Source organism: Pseudomonas sp. UBA6562 (genome assembly GCF_002434265.1).
GTDB lineage: Bacteria > Pseudomonadota > Gammaproteobacteria > Pseudomonadales > Pseudomonadaceae > Aquipseudomonas.
The window spans coordinates 224,938-241,548 of sequence record NZ_DJJS01000001.1; the positions used below are offsets into that span (position 1 = coordinate 224,938).

Annotated in this window: 8 protein-coding genes; 5 read left to right on the top strand and 3 right to left on the bottom strand. The window is 67.7% G+C overall.

Going from position 1 to position 16,611, the window contains the following annotated elements:
• Positions 1–47: 47 nt before the first annotated feature.
• The gene (locus B4M43_RS01085) at positions 48–1,883 is read right to left on the bottom strand and encodes a tetratricopeptide repeat protein (RefSeq protein WP_296263301.1); all 1,836 of its coding nucleotides are present in this window, start codon (positions 1,881–1,883) and stop codon (positions 48–50) included.
• A gap of 96 nt (positions 1,884–1,979) precedes the next feature.
• Positions 1,980–7,697, bottom strand: a complete 5,718-nt coding sequence (locus B4M43_RS01090; protein WP_296263303.1) for a hypothetical protein — start codon at positions 7,695–7,697, stop codon at positions 1,980–1,982.
• A gap of 396 nt (positions 7,698–8,093) precedes the next feature.
• On the opposite strand from B4M43_RS01090, the gene B4M43_RS01095 reads away from it, so the two are divergent.
• From B4M43_RS01095 to tadA, 3 genes are all read left to right on the top strand, one after another.
• Positions 8,094–8,696 carry a class I SAM-dependent methyltransferase gene (locus tag B4M43_RS01095; protein ID WP_296263306.1) on the top strand — a complete coding sequence of 201 codons (603 nt, stop codon included), beginning with the start codon at positions 8,094–8,096 and terminating at the stop codon, positions 8,694–8,696.
• A gap of 111 nt (positions 8,697–8,807) precedes the next feature.
• Positions 8,808–10,190 (top strand): multicopper oxidase family protein, encoded by a 1,383-nt coding sequence (locus B4M43_RS01100; RefSeq protein WP_296263308.1) that lies wholly within the window; start codon positions 8,808–8,810, stop codon positions 10,188–10,190.
• Positions 10,190–10,669, top strand: coding sequence for a tRNA adenosine(34) deaminase TadA (tadA, locus tag B4M43_RS01105; RefSeq protein WP_296263309.1), 480 nt, complete (start codon positions 10,190–10,192; stop codon positions 10,667–10,669). The genes B4M43_RS01100 and tadA overlap by 1 nt, the downstream gene beginning before the upstream one ends.
• Before the next feature lie 31 nt (positions 10,670–10,700).
• Here the strand turns inward: tadA and mltF are convergent, their stop codons facing one another.
• Positions 10,701–12,158 (bottom strand): membrane-bound lytic murein transglycosylase MltF, encoded by a 1,458-nt coding sequence (gene mltF, locus B4M43_RS01110; protein ID WP_296263311.1) that lies wholly within the window; start codon positions 12,156–12,158, stop codon positions 10,701–10,703.
• 233 nt (positions 12,159–12,391) lie between these two features.
• On the opposite strand from mltF, the gene purL reads away from it, so the two are divergent.
• Positions 12,392–16,291 carry a phosphoribosylformylglycinamidine synthase gene (purL, locus tag B4M43_RS01115; protein ID WP_296263313.1) on the top strand — a complete coding sequence of 1,300 codons (3,900 nt, stop codon included), beginning with the start codon at positions 12,392–12,394 and terminating at the stop codon, positions 16,289–16,291.
• 3 nt (positions 16,292–16,294) lie between these two features.
• Positions 16,295–16,606 carry a YqfO family protein gene (locus B4M43_RS01120; RefSeq protein WP_296263315.1) on the top strand — a complete coding sequence of 104 codons (312 nt, stop codon included), beginning with the start codon at positions 16,295–16,297 and terminating at the stop codon, positions 16,604–16,606.
• The last annotated feature ends 5 nt before the right edge of the window (positions 16,607–16,611 follow it).

Here is a 16,611-nt window from a genome sequence, read left to right on the forward strand (position 1 = left end):
GCGCGCTCGCAGCGTCAAGACGGTATCTGCCCGGATCGCCCAGCGTCTTACCGCACGCCCAGCGCCACCTGCTTCAACGCCGCTTCGAAATCCCGCACGAAACGCGGCGTATCGAACAGCACCGACGTTTCCCGTCCTGCCCGCAAGCGCTCGCGCAAGGTCGCTAGCCCACCCGCCTGGGCAGCCAGCGCCACGGCGCGGTCTTCGTACGCCTGTAACGAATCGCAGATCAGCTCGGGCAACCCCAGTGCCGTCAACAAGCTGCCGGCCATGCGCGAGGCGAAGGTGCGCCCGGAGCGGGTCAGCACCGGCAGGCCCATCCACAGCGCGTCGTTGGCCGTGGTGCCCGCATTGAACGGGTAGGTGTCGAGGAACAGATCGGCGGCGGCGTAGCGCGCCAGGTACTGCGCCGGTGCCACGCGCGGGGCGAACAGCAGACGTTGCGGGTCGACGCCGCGGTCAGCGGCGCGGGCGCACAGGTTGGCCTGGGCCCAGGGATTGTCCGCCAGCAGCCACAGGACACTGTTCGGGCTGCGCTGGAGGATGCGCAGCCAGCAGTCGAACATCGCCTCGTTGAACTTGTAGTTGTTGTTGAACGAGCAGAACACGAAGCGATCCTCCGGCAGCCCGCACGCGGCGCGGCTGGGCAGCTCGGCCACCGGGCGCTGGCGGTCGCTGCACTGGTAGATCTGCGCCAGGTACAGCGGCGTTTCGCTGTAATAGGGCTGCTCGCTGTCGGGAATCAGGTAGCGGTCGGCGATCACGTAGTCGATGCCGGGCAGGCCCGTAGTGCCGGGAAAGCCCAGGTAGGTGATCTGCACCGGCGCCGGGCGCCAGGCGGGAATGTCCGGGCGGGCGCCAGCGGTCAGGCCATGCAGGTCGATGAGAATGTCGATCTCGTGCTCGCGGATGCAGCGCGCGGCGGCGGCGTCGTCCAGCGTGTCGATGCGCACGAAACGGTCCATCGCCCGCTTGACCCGCTCGCGCAGCGGCGAGCCGTCCTCGCGGCTCCAGCAAAAGCCGTAGACCTCGAACTGCGCGCGGTCGATCAGCTCGAACAGCTCCACGGTCAGCAGCGAGACGGCATGCAGGCAGAAGTCCGAAGACAGGAAACCGATGCGCAGTTTGCCGTGGCCATAACCGCCGCTAGGTGCCAAAGCCGTCCCCGGCGCATTCACCCGGTCGCGCACGAAACGCATGGCCGCCGCCAGTTGCAAGCCCGGATCGTCGCTGGCCGCCAGCAACGCCAGGGGCGACGAGGCCTTGAGCAGATCCCCTTGGCTGAGGCCGGCGGGCGGCGCATAGGTCGGCCACACGCACTGCTTCTGACGCAGGTGCAGCCAATGCTGGATGACCTTGGGTTGTCGAGGATCGGCGGCAAGGCTCGCCTCCAGCGCACGCTCGGCCGCCTGCAACTGCCGGGTTTCTTCGCTCAGGCGGCCGATGGCGTTGCAGGTCATCAGGTACAGCTCACGGCCCTCTCCGGTGTCGACCAACTGCTCGTCGAGTATCGACTGCCAGGTGGTCAGCGCCCGCTGCGGCTGCTGCTGACGCTCTTGCAGGGCGCCGAGGTTGAACCAGGCCTGGGCGAAGCGCGGGTTCTGCGCGATGGCCGCGCGGTAGGCCTGTTCGGCGGCGTCCAGTTGACCCAACAGGGTCAGGGTCGCGCCGAGGTTGAATTGGACGATGTAATTGACCGCCGACTGGCAGTGCTGAAGCCAGTGTCGGTACAGCGCGGCCACATCGTGCGGGCGTTGCGCTGCATTGAGCCGCTCGGCGATGTCGAGCAGTTGCATCGGTTCCAAGGCTACGCGTTCGATCGCTTGCAGGCTGCTGGCCAGCAGGCTGTCGAGCTCGAGTGGCGGAAAAGGATCGGTAGGCATGAACGCCACTGTCTCCGAATAAGTACAGCTGCGTATAAAAAAATACCGAGCTCTTTCGAGCCCGGTATCCGGTCAGTCAAGGTTTAACACCGACGATCAGTGAATCCAAGTCTGCACGTCGGTCGCCACCAGCAATTGCACGTCACCGTCGTTGAACACGTTGTAGTTCGCGCCGTTCACCTCGGTGGTGCCCGCCGCCTGCCACTGCCCGGCATCGCCGGTGACGTTGAGGGTGTCGTTGGCGTTGCCGTCGACGATCATCTGCACCGGTGCCGCCGCGCCGTTGCCGGCATCGACCTGGCCCGCCTGGCCGAGGGCCGCCACTGCGGCCGCATCGACGGTCAGGGTGGTGGCCTGGCCGCCGTCGGCCGCGAGGTCCAGGTGGCCCAAGGCATGGGCACCCACCGCTTGCGGGTCGAGCTGGGTCAGGTCGATCGACTGCGCGCCATTGCCGTCGGTGCGGAACCACACGTCGGCGAGAGTATGGCTCTGGCCGTCGCTGGTTTCGAAGCTGCCGTTCAGGCCGATCAGGTTGCCGTGGTTGAGCTCGGCGGTCTTGTGCGCATCCAGGTTGAACTGGGTGATGCCCAGGTCGTGCAGGCTGTGCAGCTCGCCGGCATCGGTGACGCCATCGTTGTTGCGATCGACCCACACCTGCAGCGCCGAGAACAGCGTGTCGCTGGCGTTGACCACACCGTCATGGTTGCTGTCCAGGCTGGTCAGCGCTTCGAAACCGTCCTTGGCCAGCGAGCCGTCAGGCAGGCGGAAGGACGAGCCGAACAGTTCGCTGCCGTCGTTGACCTGGCCGTCGCCATTGCGGTCGAGCACCAGCAGCCCGTCGCCGCCGCTGGCCCAGCCGGTGGTTTCCTTGTGGCCGTCGGCGTTGAGGTCGAACTGCACCCCGGCGCGCAGGTGCTGGGTTTGCACGCCGTCACCGTTGAGGTCGAGCACCAGCGGGGTGGAGAGCGCCAGGGCATCGATCTGCGTGGCGCTCATCGCTTGCAGTTGCGCCGAAGTGAAGGCATCGACCTGGTTCATCGACAGGTGCGACAACTGCGCGGTGGTCATGGCCGCGGCCTGGGCCGTGGTCAGAGCCGCCACTTGCGCGGTGGTCAGCGCCGCCATGTCTGCGGTTTCGATGGCGGCGATCTGCGTGGTGGTCAAGGCCGCGACATCGGCGGTTTCCAACGCGCTGATCTGGGTCGGCTTGAGCGCGACGATCTGGGCGGTGGTCAGCGCCGCGACTTGCGCGGTGGTCAGGGCGACGATCTGCGGCGCGGTGAGCGCAGCGATGTCGGCGGTTTCCATGGCCGCCACTTGCGTGGTGGTCAGGGCCGCGATCTGCCCGACCTTGAGCGCCGCGACCTGGGCGGTGCCGAGGGCCACCACCTGGGCGGTGGTCAAGGCCGCGGTTTGCGCGGTGGTCAGGCTGGCGATGCTGGTGAGCGACAGGGCAGCCACGTCAGCGGTTTCCAACGCGGCCACTTGCGTGGTGGTCAGGGCTGCCGCCTGCGCGGTAGTCAACGCGGCGACCTGCGCGGTGCTCAGCGCGACGACCTGGGCGGTGGTGAGGGCGGCCACGTCGGCCGTTTCCAGCGCGGCGATCTGGACCGGCTTCAGGGCGCCGATCTGTGCGGTGGTCAAGGCCGCGACCTGCGCGGTGGTCAGGGCGGCCAGCTGCACGTTGCTCAGCACGGCCAGGTCGGCGGTTTCCAGGGCCGCCACTTGCGTGGTGGTCATGGCGGCGATCTGGGTGGCTTTCAACGCGCTGACCTGGGCCGTGGTCAAGGCCACCACTTGCGCGGTGGTCAGGGCGGCGAGGTCGGCGTTTTCCAGGGCGCTGACCTGCGCCAGTTTGAGCGCGGCGACTTGTGCCGTGGTCAGGGCCGCCACTTGCGCGGTGGTCAGGGCGACGATGCCGGCGGTGGTCAGCGCGGCGACGTCGGCGGTTTCCAGGGCCGCCACTTGCGTGGTGGTCAGTGCCGCGACCTGGGCCGGCTTGAGCGCGGCTACCTGGGCGGTGGTCAGGGCCACCACCTGGGCGGTGGTCAGCGCGGCAGTCTGCGCCGTGGTCAGGGCTGCGATGCTGTTGGCCGGCAGGGCGGCCAGGTCGGCGGTCTCCAGGGCCGCCACTTGTGCGGTGGTCAACGCTGCCACTTGCGCGGTGGTGAAGGCCCCCATCTGCGCGGTGGTCAGGGCGGCGACCTGGGCCGTGGTCAGCGAGGCGACGTCGACGGTCTGCATCGCAGCGATCTGCGTCGGTTTGAGCGCAGCGACCTGGGCGGTGGTCAGGGCCGCGACCTGCGCAGTGGTCAGGGCGACGATGCCGGCGGTGGTCAACGCGCCGAGGTCGGCGGTTTCCAGGGCTGCCACTTGCGTGGTGGTCAGGGCCGCCACTTGGGCGGTGGTCAAGGCGGCGACCTGGCCGGTGCCCAGTGCCACCACTTGCGCGGTGGTCAGCGCGGCGACATCGGCAGTGGTCAGCGCGCCCACCTGGGTGGCGGTGAGCGCGGCGACCTGGGCCGTGGTCAGGGCGGCTGCCTGAGCGGTGGTCAGGGCGGCGACGCCGGCGGTGGTCAGCGCGGCCAGATCGCCCGGCTGCAGGGCTGCCACTTGCGTGGTGGTCAAGGCGGCCACCTGGGCCGGTTTCAGTGCGGCCACCTGGGTGTTGGTCAGGGCCACCACTTGCGCGGTGGTCAGCGCGGCGGTCTGCGCCGTGGTCAGGGCGGCGATGCTGCCCACGCTCAGCGCGGCGACGTCGGCGGTTTCCAGCGCGGCCACTTGGGTGGTGGTCAGTGCCGCCACCTGGGCCGTCGTGAGCCCGGCTACCTGGGCGGTGGTCAGGGCCACCACCTGGGCGGTGGTCAGCGCAGCCACGTCGGCGGTCCCCAACGCCACCAGCTGGGTCGGCTTGAGCGCCGCCACTTGCGCGGTGGTGAGGGCGGCCGTTTGCGCCGTGGTCAGCGCCATGACTTGCGCGGTGGTCAGCGCGGCGACATCGACGGTTTCCAGCGCCGCGATCTGCGTGGTGGTGAGTGCGGCGACTTGCGTCGGCTTGAGGGCCGCCACCTGCGCCGTGGTCAGCGCCACGACTTGCGCGGTGGTCAGCGCGGCCACGTCGGCGGTTTCCAGTGCCGTGACCTGGGTCGGCTTGAGCGCGGCCACCTGCGCGGTGGTCAGGGCCGCGACCTGGGCGGTGGTCAGGGCGACGATGCCGGCAGTGGACAGCGCCGCCACATCGACGGTTTGCAGCGCTGCGACCTGGGTGGTGGTCAAGGCGGCGACCTGGGTCGGCTTCAAGGCGGCCACCTGGGCCGTGGTCAGGGCCACCACCTGGGCCGTGGTCAATGCGGCGGTCTGCGCAGTGGTCAACGCCCCGACGCTGGCGACGGTGAGGGCGGCGATGTCGGCGGTTTCCATGGCCGCCACTTGCGTGGTGGTCAGGGCTGCGACTTGCGCGGTCGTCAGTGCCGCGACCTGAGCGGTAGTCAATGCCACCACCTGGGCCGTGGTCAAAGCCGCGACGTCGACGGTCTGCAAGGCGGCGACCTGGGCCGGTTTCAGCGCCGCGACCTGGGCAGTGGTGAGTGCGGCGACTTGTGCGGTGGTCAGGGCCACGACACTGGCCGCGCTCAGCGCGGCGATGTCGGCGGTGACGATGGCCGCGACTTGCGTGGTGGTCAGCGCGGCCACTTGGGCGGTGGTCAGGGCTGCGACCTGGGCCGTGGTCAGGGCCGCCACCTGTGCGGTGGTCAAGGCCGCGACATCGGCGGTTTCCATGGCTGCGACCTGGGTCGGCTTGAGCGCTGCGACCTGGGCGGTGGTCAGTGCGGCGACCTGGGCGGTGGTCAGGGCCACGACGCCGGCGTTGCTCAGCGACGCCACGTCGGCGGGCTGCAGGGCGGCGACCTGGGTGGTGGTCAAGGCGGCGACCTGGGTCGCCTTCAGACCGGCGACCTGTGCGGTGGTCAGGGCCACGACCTGGGCCGTGGTGAGGGCCGCAGTTTGCGCGGTGGTCAGCGCGGCCACGCTGTTGACCGGCAAGGCGGCGATGTCGGCCGTTTCCAGCGCGGCCACTTGGGTGGTGGTCAGCGCCGCCACTTGAGCGGTGGTCAAGGCGGCGACCTGGCCTGTGCTCAGGGCAACGATCTGCGCGGTGGTCAGCGCGGCGACATCGGCGGTTTCCAGCGCGGCGACCTGGGTCGCCTTCAAGGCGGCCACTTGGGCGGTGGTCAGTGCCGCGACCTGGGCGGTGGTCAGGGCGACCACGCCAGCGGTGGTCAGCGACGCCACATCCGCAGTTTGCAGGGCGGCTACTTGGGTGGTGGTCAGGGCCGCGACCTGGGCCGGCTTGAGCGCGGCGATCTGGGCGGTGGTCAGGGCCACGACCTGGGCGGTGGTCAGCGCGGCGGTCTGCGCCGTGGTCAGGGCCGCGATGCTGGTGACCGGCAGGGCGGCCAGATCGGCGGTTTCCAGGGCGGCGACCTGTGCGGTGGTCAGCGCCGCCACTTGCGCGCTGGTCAAGGCGCTCATCTGCGCGGTGGTCAGGGCGACGACCTGGGCGGTGGTCAGCGAGGCGACGTCGACGGTCTGCATCGCCGCGATCTGTGTGGCCTTGAGCGCGGCGACCTGGGCGGTGGTCAGGGCGGCGACCTGCGCCGTGGTCAGCGCCACGACACTGGCGTTGGTCAGCGCGGCGACATCGGCGGTGCCCAGGGCGGCCACTTGCGTGGTGGTCAAGGCGGCCACTTGCGCGGTGGTCAGGTTGGCGACCTGCGCGGTGGTCAGGGCGACGACTTGGGCCGTGGTCAGGGCGGCGAGGTCGGCGGTTTCCATGGCCGCGACCTGCGTCGGTTTCAGCGCGGCGACTTGAGCAGTGGTCAATGCAGCCACTTGCGCGGTGGTCAGGGCAACGATGCCGGCGGTGGTCAGCGCGGCCAGGTCGCCAGGCTCCAAGGCCGCCACCTGCGTGGTGGTCAGGGCTGCGACCTGCGCGGGTTTGAGCGCGGCGACCTGGGCCGTGGTCAAGGCCACCACTTGCGCGGTGGTCAGGGCGGCGGTCTGTGCCGTGGTCAGCGCTGCGATGCTCGCGGCGGGCAGGGCGGCGACGTCGGCCGCTTCCATGGCCGCGACTTGCGTGGTGGTCAGGGCCGCGACCTGCGCGGGTTTGAGCGCAGCCACCTGGGCAGTGGTCAGGGCTACTACTTGGGCGGTGGTCAGGGCGGCGACGTCGGCGGTTTCCAGCGCCGCCACTTGGGCGACCTTGAGCGCGGCGATCTGGGCCGTGGTCAAGGCGGCCACCTGGGCGGTGGTCAGGGCCACGACACCGGCGGTGGTCAGCGCACCGAGATCGGCGGTTTCCAGGGCCGCCACTTGCGTGGTGGTCAGGGCGGCCACTTGCGTGGTCTTCAGCGCGGCCACTTGCGCGGTGGTCAGGGCCACCACTTGCGCCGTGGTCAGCGCGGCGGTCTGCGCGGTGGTCAGGCTGGCCAGCAGCGTGGCGGGCAGGGCGGCGACATCGGCGGTTTCCAGGGCGGCGACCTGGGTCGTGGTCAGGGCGGTGACCTGAGTGGCTTTGAGCGCGCTCACCTGGGCGGTGGTCAAGGCCACGACCTGAGCGGTGGTCAGGGCCGGCAACTGGCTGGTGGACAGTACGGCGATGTTGGGTTTGCTGATGACGGCGATCTGCGCGGTGGTCATCTGGGCGAGCTGAGCGGTGCTCAGCGCCGCGACGTCCTGGGTTGCCAGCCCGGCGATCGTGGTCGTACTCAAGGCAGCGACTTGCGCTGGAGTCAACGAAGAGATGTAGCTCATGAACGCATCCTGTCTAGGGTTTTAGTGCGCTGCCAGCGTTGTCGCCGTAGCCTTGGGCAGGACATTTGGTGGCCTCCCAGTCGTTTAGCGACATGGACCTGCGAAACATTAAGAATCTTTTTTGATGGCGTTTTGCCGTTTGCTGCTTTTTGGTTATAAAAAGCAAGCTATCTATAGGCTGAGCTTGTAACGGCGCGGGTTGGCCCGTTGCGAGGGGCCGCCTTCGAAAACAAGCGGAAAAGACTTTCGGATGAGCGGTAGGGAACCATTCGAGCGCATTTTTCGCTGGCTTGACCGCCAAGGCCCGGCGCACTAGTGTGCGCCAGACGCGGCCTGTCTCAGGCATGGCCTGAAAGCCGCCAACTTTTCCCTGTATTCCCGCGCGAGTAGCCGATTGTGAAAACCTTCCTGCATGTAGGTTGCGGTCCCAAGAACAAGAGCGGCACCACGCCGGGCTTCGCTTCCGCCGATTGGCACGAGCTGCGTTTCGACATCGACCAGAGCGTCAACCCGGACCTGATCGGCACCATGACCGACATGTCCCAGGTCGCCGACGCTTCGGTCGATGCGGTGTTCTCCAGCCACAACATCGAGCACCTGTACCCGCACGAAGTGCCGGTGGCCCTGGCCGAGTTCAAGCGTGTGCTCAAGCCCGGCGGTTTCCTGGTGGTCACCTGCCCGGACCTGCAATCGGTGTGCGCGCTGGTCGCCGAAGACAAGCTGACCGACGAAGCCTACCGCTCGCCGGCCGGCCCCATCGCCCCCATCGACATCCTCTACGGCCATCGCCCGGCCATGGCCAACGGCAACCTGTACATGGCCCACCGCTGCGGCTTCACCAAGCGCGTGCTGACCGGCTCACTGCAGGCGGCGGGGTTCGACATGGTGCTGCCGATCCAGCGCGGTTACCCGGCGTTCGACCTGTGGGCCGTGGCCGCGCTGGCGCCCATCACCCAGGAAGAAGTCGTGGAGATTGCCAAGCAGCACTTCCCCGAGTAGGTACATGGCGCAGGCTTCACTTAATCTTTCGCAAATGCAGGTGTATCGTATTCGCCCTTGAGCGCCGGCCATGCTGGCAGACTGATTGCGTTTTACGAGGTGCCCGCTGCAATGTCCTTTACCCGTCGACAGATTCTTACGGGCCTCACCGGTCTGGCAGTGGTGGGCCTGGGCGCCGGAGGGGCGACACGCTACTGGCTGGGCCGGGTCGAAGACGAAAACGCCGGGCACGACTACCAACTGATCGCAGCGCCCCTGGACGTGGAACTGGTGCCGGGGCACACCACCCAGGCTTGGGCCTTCGGCCCTTCGGCGCCCGGCACCGAGCTGCGGGTGCGCCAGGGCACTTGGTTGCGCGTGCGCTTCATCAACCACCTGCCGGTCGAAACCACCATCCACTGGCACGGCATCCGCCTGCCGCTGGAAATGGACGGCGTGCCCTATGTGTCGCAATTGCCGGTCAAGCCGGGCGAGTACTTCGACTACAAATTCCGCGTGCCGGACGCTGGCAGCTATTGGTACCACCCCCATGTCAGCAGCTCGGAAGAACTCGGCCGCGGTCTGGTCGGGCCGCTGATTGTCGAGGAGCGCGAGCCCACGGGCTTCCTGCACGAACGCACGCTGAGCCTGAAAACCTGGCACGTCGACGAGCAGGGCGCCTTCATGCCCTTCAGCGTGCCGCGCGAAGCGGCGCGCAACGGCACCGCCGGGCGTCTGATCACCATCAACGGCAAGGCCGAGGCGGTCAGCGAACTGCCGGCCGGGCAGGTGGTGCGCGTGCGTCTGCTGAATCTGGACAACACCTGGACCTACCGCATCAACCTCAAGGGCAACTGCGAGGCGCGCATCTATGCCCTCGACGGCAACCCCATCACCCCACGCCCACTGGATGACGACTACTGGCTCGGTCCAGGCATGCGCATCTGCCTGGCCATCCGTATTCCCGAGGCGGGCGAAGAGATTTCCCTGCGCGACGGTTTCGTGCGCCTGGGTACCCTGCGTTCGGTCGCCAGCAACCAAGCGCCCAGCGATTGGCCGCCGGCGTTGCCGCCCAATCCCATCGCCGAACCGGATCTGGCCAACGCGGAAAAGCTCAACTTCAATTTCGAGTGGGCCGGCAAAGTGTCGGTGGGCGTGGAAGACGGCCGGCCGCCCAGCCTGTGGCAGATCAACGGCCAGGCCTGGGACATCACCGACAAAACCTGCGCCGACCGCCCCATCGCCACCCTGCAGAAGGGCAAGAGCTACATCTTCGAACTGAAGAACATGACCCAGTACCAGCACCCCATCCATTTGCATGGCATGAGTTTCAAGGTGATCAATTCCAACCGCCACGACATCCGCGAGCCATGGTTCACCGACACCTACCTGCTGGGCAAGAACGAACGCGCGCAGGTGGCGCTGGTCGCGGATAACCCCGGCACCTGGATGTTCCACTGCCACGTCATCGACCACATGGAAACCGGCCTGATGGCGGCGATCGCGGTGGTCTGATGCGTAACCGGATCATCGATCGCAGCCGCGATCAGGACTTCATGCGCCAGGCGCTGGACCTCGCCGCCCAGGGCGCGGCCCTCGGCGAAGTGCCGGTGGGTGCCGTGCTGGTGCAGGACGGCGAGGTGGTCGGCGCCGGCTTCAACCGGCCGATCCTCGACAGCGATCCCAGTGCCCACGCCGAGATGGTCGCCATCCGCGCTGCGGCGCAGGCGGCCGGCAACTACCGGCTGCCGGGCAGCACCCTGTATGTCACCCTCGAACCGTGCAGCATGTGCGCGGGCTTGATCGTGCACGCGCGCATCGCCCGCGTGGTGTTCGGCGCCAGCGAACCGAAGGCCGGCGTGGTGCAGAGCCAGGGTCGCTTCTTCGACCAGCTGTTTCTCAACCACCGGGTGCTGGTCGAAGGCGGGGTGTTGGGGGAGGCATGCGGGCAGGCATTGAGTGCGTTCTTCAAGGCGCGGCGCGCACGTGGCTGAGGCCTGCACAGCACTGGCTTCGGCCTAGGGCCTAGCGCTGGTCCGGCTGCTCCGCCGGCTTGTCCTTGTTGATTCCCGGCTGGTGCAAGTTGGCATCGGCCGGCTGGCCTTCGAGCTGCGGCTGCGTCACCCAGGTCAGGATGTCGTAGTAGCGGCGGATGTTGGCCACGAAATGCACCGGTTCGCCGCCACGGGCGTAGCCGTAGCGGGTCTTGCTGTACCACTGCTTCTGCGCCAGGCGTGGCAGCATCTTCTTCACGTCCAGCCACTTGTTCGGGTTCAGGCCTTCGCGCTTGGCCAGGGTACGGGCGTCTTCCAGGTGGCCGCTGCCGACGTTGTAGCCGGCCAGGGCGAACCAGGTGCGGTCCGGCTCCTTGATGCTGTCGTCGAGCTGGTCCTTGACCAGCATGAAGTACTTGGCACCGCCCATGATGCTCTGGCGCGGGTCGAGGCGGTTGGACACGCCCATGGCCTGGGCGGTGCGCTGGGTCAGCATCATCAGGCCGCGCACGCCGGTCTTGGAGGTGACCTCCGGCTGCCACATAGACTCCTGGTAGCCGATAGCGGCCAGCAGGCGCCAGTCGACCTGCTCGGTCTTGGCGGTGGCCTTGAACTGCTTCTCGTATTTGGGCAGGCGCTGCTGCAGGTGCTGGGCAAAGGTGTAGGCGCCGACGTAGCCAAGCACGTCGACGTGTCCGTAATAGCGTTCCTTCAAGCGTTGCAGCGTGCCGTTCTTTTCGGCTTCGTCGAGGAAGGCGTTGGCTTTGTCGAGCAGGCTGGTGTCTGCGCCGGCGGCCACGGCCCAGCGCTGGTCGCGAGCCTCGCCCAGGTCGAAGGCCACGCGCACGTTGGAGAAGTACACCTGGTTCATGGCCAGTTCGTTGGAGTCGACCAGGGTCAGATCGATCTGGCCTTCGTCGACCATGCGCAGCAGGTCGACCACCTCGACGGCGTCGGATTCTTCGTATTCCAGGGCCGGGTACTGCTTTTTCAACTCGGCCAACTGCTCGGCGTGGCTGCTGCCCTTGAGCACCATGATCTTCTTGCCCACCAGGCCGCTGGGTTGGGTCGGGCGCGGACGGCCGTTGCGGTAGATCACCTGCGGGGTGACTTCCAGGTAGGGGTGGGAGAACTGCGCCTGGGTCTTGCGCTGCGCGCTGCTGACCAGTCCTGCGGCGGCCAGGACCGGGCCGGAGGGCTGGCCCAGCTGGGTGAAAAGGTCGTCGAGGTTGTCGGCGGCCTCGATCTTCAATTCCACCCCCAGCTCGTCGGCGAAACGCTTGACCAGCTCGTATTCGAAGCCGGTTTCGCCGTTGCGGTCCTGGAAATAGGTGGCCGGGCTGTTGCGGGTGACGACGCGCAGCACGCCGTCTTCCTTGACCCGCTCGAGTGTGCTGGGTTTTTCAACACAGGCAGCGAGCATCAGGAAGAGTCCGGTTGCGATGAGCCATCTGGCGCAGCGCTGGCGCAAAGCAGTGTGGGCGAACATGGGGTGCAGTATACGCAAAGGGCCGGTTTCGCCATATCTCGACAACGCCGATGTTGTCTGATAGCGCCGGGCGCCGGCCGGCAGCGCCCGCGTCGGGGCGCCTGTGGCGGGGGGTAGTACCCGCGACGTGCGACCGGACAGCGCTTTCTGCCCTGTGGCGGGTGCCGATTTCCACTGACTTAGGCTAGAATGCCCGGCCTCCAAGCACACCCCTTCTTGAGGCTGTCCCGACGATGTTGATCCTGCGCGGCGCTCCTGCCCTTTCTGCCTTTCGCCACGGTAAGTTACTCGAGCAACTGAGCCAGAAAGTCCCCGCTGTTACCGGTTTGTATGCCGAATTCGCCCACTTTGCCGACGTCGACGGCGAGTTGAGCGCCGACCAGCAGCAGGTGCTGGGTCGCCTGCTCAAGTACGGACCGAGCGTCGCGGTACAGGCGCCCGAAGGCCGTCTGTTCCTGGTGGTGCCACGCCTGGGCACCATTTCGCCCTGGGCCAGCAAGGCCAGCGACATCGCCCACAACTGCGGCCTGCAGAGCATCCAGCGCCTGGAACGCGGCATCGCCTACTACGTCGCCGGCGACCTGAGCGAGGCCCAGGCCCAGCAGGTCGCGGCCGAGCTGCACGACCGCATGACTCAGCGCGTGCTGGGCCGTCTGGAAGAGGCCGCCGACCTGTTCAGCCACGCCCAGCCGCGGCCGATGACCTCGGTGGACGTGCTCGGCGGTGGCCGCGCGGCCCTGGCGCAAGCCAACGTCGACCTGGGCCTGGCCCTGGCGGACGACGAGATCGACTACCTGGTCGCCGCCTTCCAGAACCTGGAGCGCAACCCCAACGACATCGAACTGATGATGTTCGCCCAGGCCAACTCCGAGCACTGCCGGCACAAGATCTTCAACGCCACCTGGGACATCGACGGTCAGGCCCAGGAAAAAAGCCTGTTCGGCATGATCAAGAACACCTACCAGATGCACAGCGAAGGTGTGCTGTCGGCCTACAAGGACAACGCTTCGGTCATCGTCGGCAACGTCGCCGGGCGCTTCTTCCCCAACCCGGACAGCCGCGAATACGGCGCGGTGCAGGAGCCTGTGCACATCCTGATGAAGGTCGAGACGCACAACCACCCGACCGCCATCGCGCCGTTCTCCGGCGCCTCCACCGGCTCCGGCGGCGAAATCCGCGACGAAGGCGCCACCGGCCGCGGCGCCAAGCCCAAGGCCGGCCTGACCGGCTTCACCGTGTCCAACCTGCGCATCCCGGGCTTCGCCCAGCCGTGGGAACAGGCCTACGGCAAGCCCGAGCGCATCGTCGACGCCCTGGACATCATGATCCAGGGCCCGCTCGGCGGCGCGGCGTTCAACAACGAGTTCGGCCGTCCGGCCCTGACCGGCTACTTCCGCACCTTCGAGCAGTCCATTGCCACACCCCACGGCAGTGAAGTGCGCGGCTACCACAAGCCGATCATGCTCGCCGGCGGCATGGGCAACATCCGCGAAGACCACGTGCAGAAAGCCGAAATCACCGTCGGCGCCAAGCTGATCGTGCTCGGCGGCCCGGCCATGCTCATCGGCCTGGGCGGCGGCGCCGCCTCGTCGGTGGCCACCGGCGCCAGCTCGGCCGACCTCGACTTCGCCTCGGTGCAGCGCGAGAACCCGGAAATGGAACGCCGCTGCCAGGAGGTCATCGACCGCTGCTGGCAGTTGGGCGAGCACAACCCCATCGCCTTCATCCACGACGTGGGCGCCGGCGGCATCTCCAACGCCTTGCCGGAGCTGGTCAACGACGGCGGCCGCGGCGGGCGCTTCGAGCTGCGCGACGTGCCCAACGACGAGCCGGGCATGGCGCCCCACGAAATCTGGAGCAACGAGTCCCAGGAACGTTACGTGCTGGCCGTCAGCGCCGTCGATTTCGAGCGCTTCCAGGCCATCTGCGAGCGCGAGCGCTGCCCGTTCGCCGTGGTCGGCGAGGCGACCGCCGAGCCGCACCTGACCGTCACCGACCGCCACTTCGCCAACACCCCGGTGGACATGCCGCTCGACGTGCTGCTGGGCAAGCCGCCGCGCATGCACCGCTCGGCCACCCGCGAAGCGGAACTGGGCGATGCCTTCGACCCGGCCACCCTGCAACTGGAAGATTGCCTCCAGCGCGTGCTGCACCACCCGGCCGTGGCCAGCAAGAGCTTCCTGATCACCATCGGCGACCGCACCATCACCGGCCTGGTCGCCCGCGACCAGATGGTCGGCCCGTGGCAGGTGCCGGTCGCCGACTGCGCCGTCACCGCCACCAGCTTCGACGTCTACACCGGCGAAGCCATGGCCATGGGCGAACGCACCCCGCTGGCCCTGCTCGACGCCCCGGCGTCCGGGCGCATGGCCATCGGCGAAACCCTGACCAACCTGGCCGCCGCACCCATCGCCAAGCTGTCCGACGTCAAACTGTCGGCCAACTGGATGTCCGCCGCCGGCCACCCGGGCGAAGACGCGCGTCTGTACGACACGGTCAAGGCCGTTGGCATGGAGCTGTGCCCAGCGCTGGGCATCACCATCCCGGTCGGCAAGGACTCCATGTCCATGAAGACCCAGTGGAACGAGGACGGCGTCGACAAGAGCGTGACCTCGCCGCTGTCGCTGATCATCACCGGCTTCGCTCCGGTCACCGACGTGCGCAAGACCCTCACCCCAGAGCTGCGCATGGACAAGGGCGAAACCGACCTGATCCTGATCGACCTGGGCCGCGGGCAGAACCGCATGGGCGCCTCGATCCTGGCGCAGACCCACGGCAAGCTGGCCGACAAGGCCCCCGACGTCGACAACGCCGAAGACCTCAAGGCCTTCTTCGCGGTGATCCAGGGCCTCAACGCCGACGGCCACCTGCTGGCCTACCACGACCGCTCCGACGGCGGCCTGATGACCACCGTGCTGGAGATGGCCTTCGCCGGCCACTGCGGCGTGAACCTCGACCTCAAGACCCTTACCGGCAGCGCCGACAAAGCCTGCGCCGTGCTCTTCAACGAAGAGCTGGGTGCGGTGATCCAGGTGCGTCGCGATTCCACCCCCGTGGTGCTGAGCCAGTTCAGCGCGGCAGGTCTGGGCGAGAACTGCGCCGCGGTCATCGGCCAACCGATCAACAACAACGACATCTACGTGCGCCTGGGCGATGACGTGCTCTACAGCGGCAAGCGTTCCAGCTTGCAGCGCCAGTGGGCCGAAACCAGCTACCGCATCCAGCGCCTGCGCGATAACGCCGAATGCGCCGACCAGGAATTCGACGCGCTGCTCGAAGAGGACAACCCCGGCCTGTCGGTCAAGCTGGGCTTCGACGTCAACGACGACATCGCCGCGCCGTACATCAAGAAGGGCATTCGCCCGCAAGTGGCGATCCTGCGCGAGCAGGGCGTCAACGGTCAGGTGGAGATGGCTGCGGCCTTCGACCGCGCCGGGTTCGCCGCCATCGACGTGCACATGAGCGACATCCTCGCCGGTCGCGTCGATTTCGAAGCCTTCAAGGGCCTGGTCGCCTGCGGCGGCTTCTCCTACGGCGACGTCCTGGGTGCCGGCGAAGGCTGGGCCAAGTCGGCACTGTTCAACAGCCGTGCGCGTGACGCTTTCCAGGCCTTCTTCGCCCGCAGCGACAGCTTCGCGCTGGGTGTGTGCAACGGTTGCCAGATGATGTCCAACCTGCACGAGCTGATCCCCGGCACCGAGCACTGGCCGCATTTCGTGCGCAACCGTTCCGAGCAGTTCGAGGCCCGTGTGGCCATGGTCGAGGTGCAGAAGTCCAACTCGATCTTCCTCGACGGCATGGCCGGTTCGCGCATGCCGATCGCCATCGCCCACGGTGAAGGCCATGCCGAGTTCGCCAGCGAACAGGCTCTGCAGCAAGCCGATGCCTCGGGTTGCGTGGCGCTGCGTTTCGTCGACAACCATGGCAAGGTCACCGAAACCTACCCGGCCAACCCCAACGGTTCGCCGCGCGGGATCACCGGCCTGACCAGCCTCGACGGCCGCGTGACCATCATGATGCCGCACCCCGAGCGGGTCTTCCGCGCGGTGCAGAACTCCTGGCGCCCGGACGAGTGGCAGGAAGACGCGGCGCTCATGCGCATGTTCCGCAATGCGCGGGTGTGGGTGGACTAAGACGTGTACAAGCTGGCCTTCTTCGTGCCTGACAGCCACGTCGAAACGGTCAAGGCCGCTGTGTTCGCCGTTGGCGGCGGGCACATCGGCAGCTACGACCAATGCGCCTGGCAGACCCTGGGCCATGGCCAGTTCCGCCCGTTGGACGGCAGCCAGCCGTTCGCCGGGCGGCAGGGCCAGGTCGAACGGGTGGAGGAGTGGAAGGTCGAGCTGGTGGTGGCCGATGCGCTGATTGCTCAGGCGATCGCCTCGTTGAAAGCCCACCACCCTTACGAAACCCCTGCATACGAGGTCTGGCGCCTGCTGGACCTCTGATCCCG

Bases quoted from the DNA above. Each gene is read 5' to 3' on its own strand.
- B4M43_RS01100 (WP_296263308.1), top strand. From the start codon at position 8,808: ATGTCCTTTACCCGTCGACAGATTCTTACGGGCCTCACCGGTCTGGCA.
- purL (WP_296263313.1), top strand. From the start codon at position 12,392: ATGTTGATCCTGCGCGGCGCTCCTGCCCTTTCTGCCTTTCGCCACGGT.
- mltF (WP_296263311.1), bottom strand. From the start codon at position 12,158: ATGTTCGCCCACACTGCTTTGCGCCAGCGCTGCGCCAGATGGCTCATC.
- B4M43_RS01090 (WP_296263303.1), bottom strand. From the start codon at position 7,697: ATGAGCTACATCTCTTCGTTGACTCCAGCGCAAGTCGCTGCCTTGAGT.
- tadA (WP_296263309.1), top strand. From the start codon at position 10,190: ATGCGTAACCGGATCATCGATCGCAGCCGCGATCAGGACTTCATGCGC.
- B4M43_RS01085 (WP_296263301.1), bottom strand. From the start codon at position 1,883: ATGCCTACCGATCCTTTTCCGCCACTCGAGCTCGACAGCCTGCTGGCC.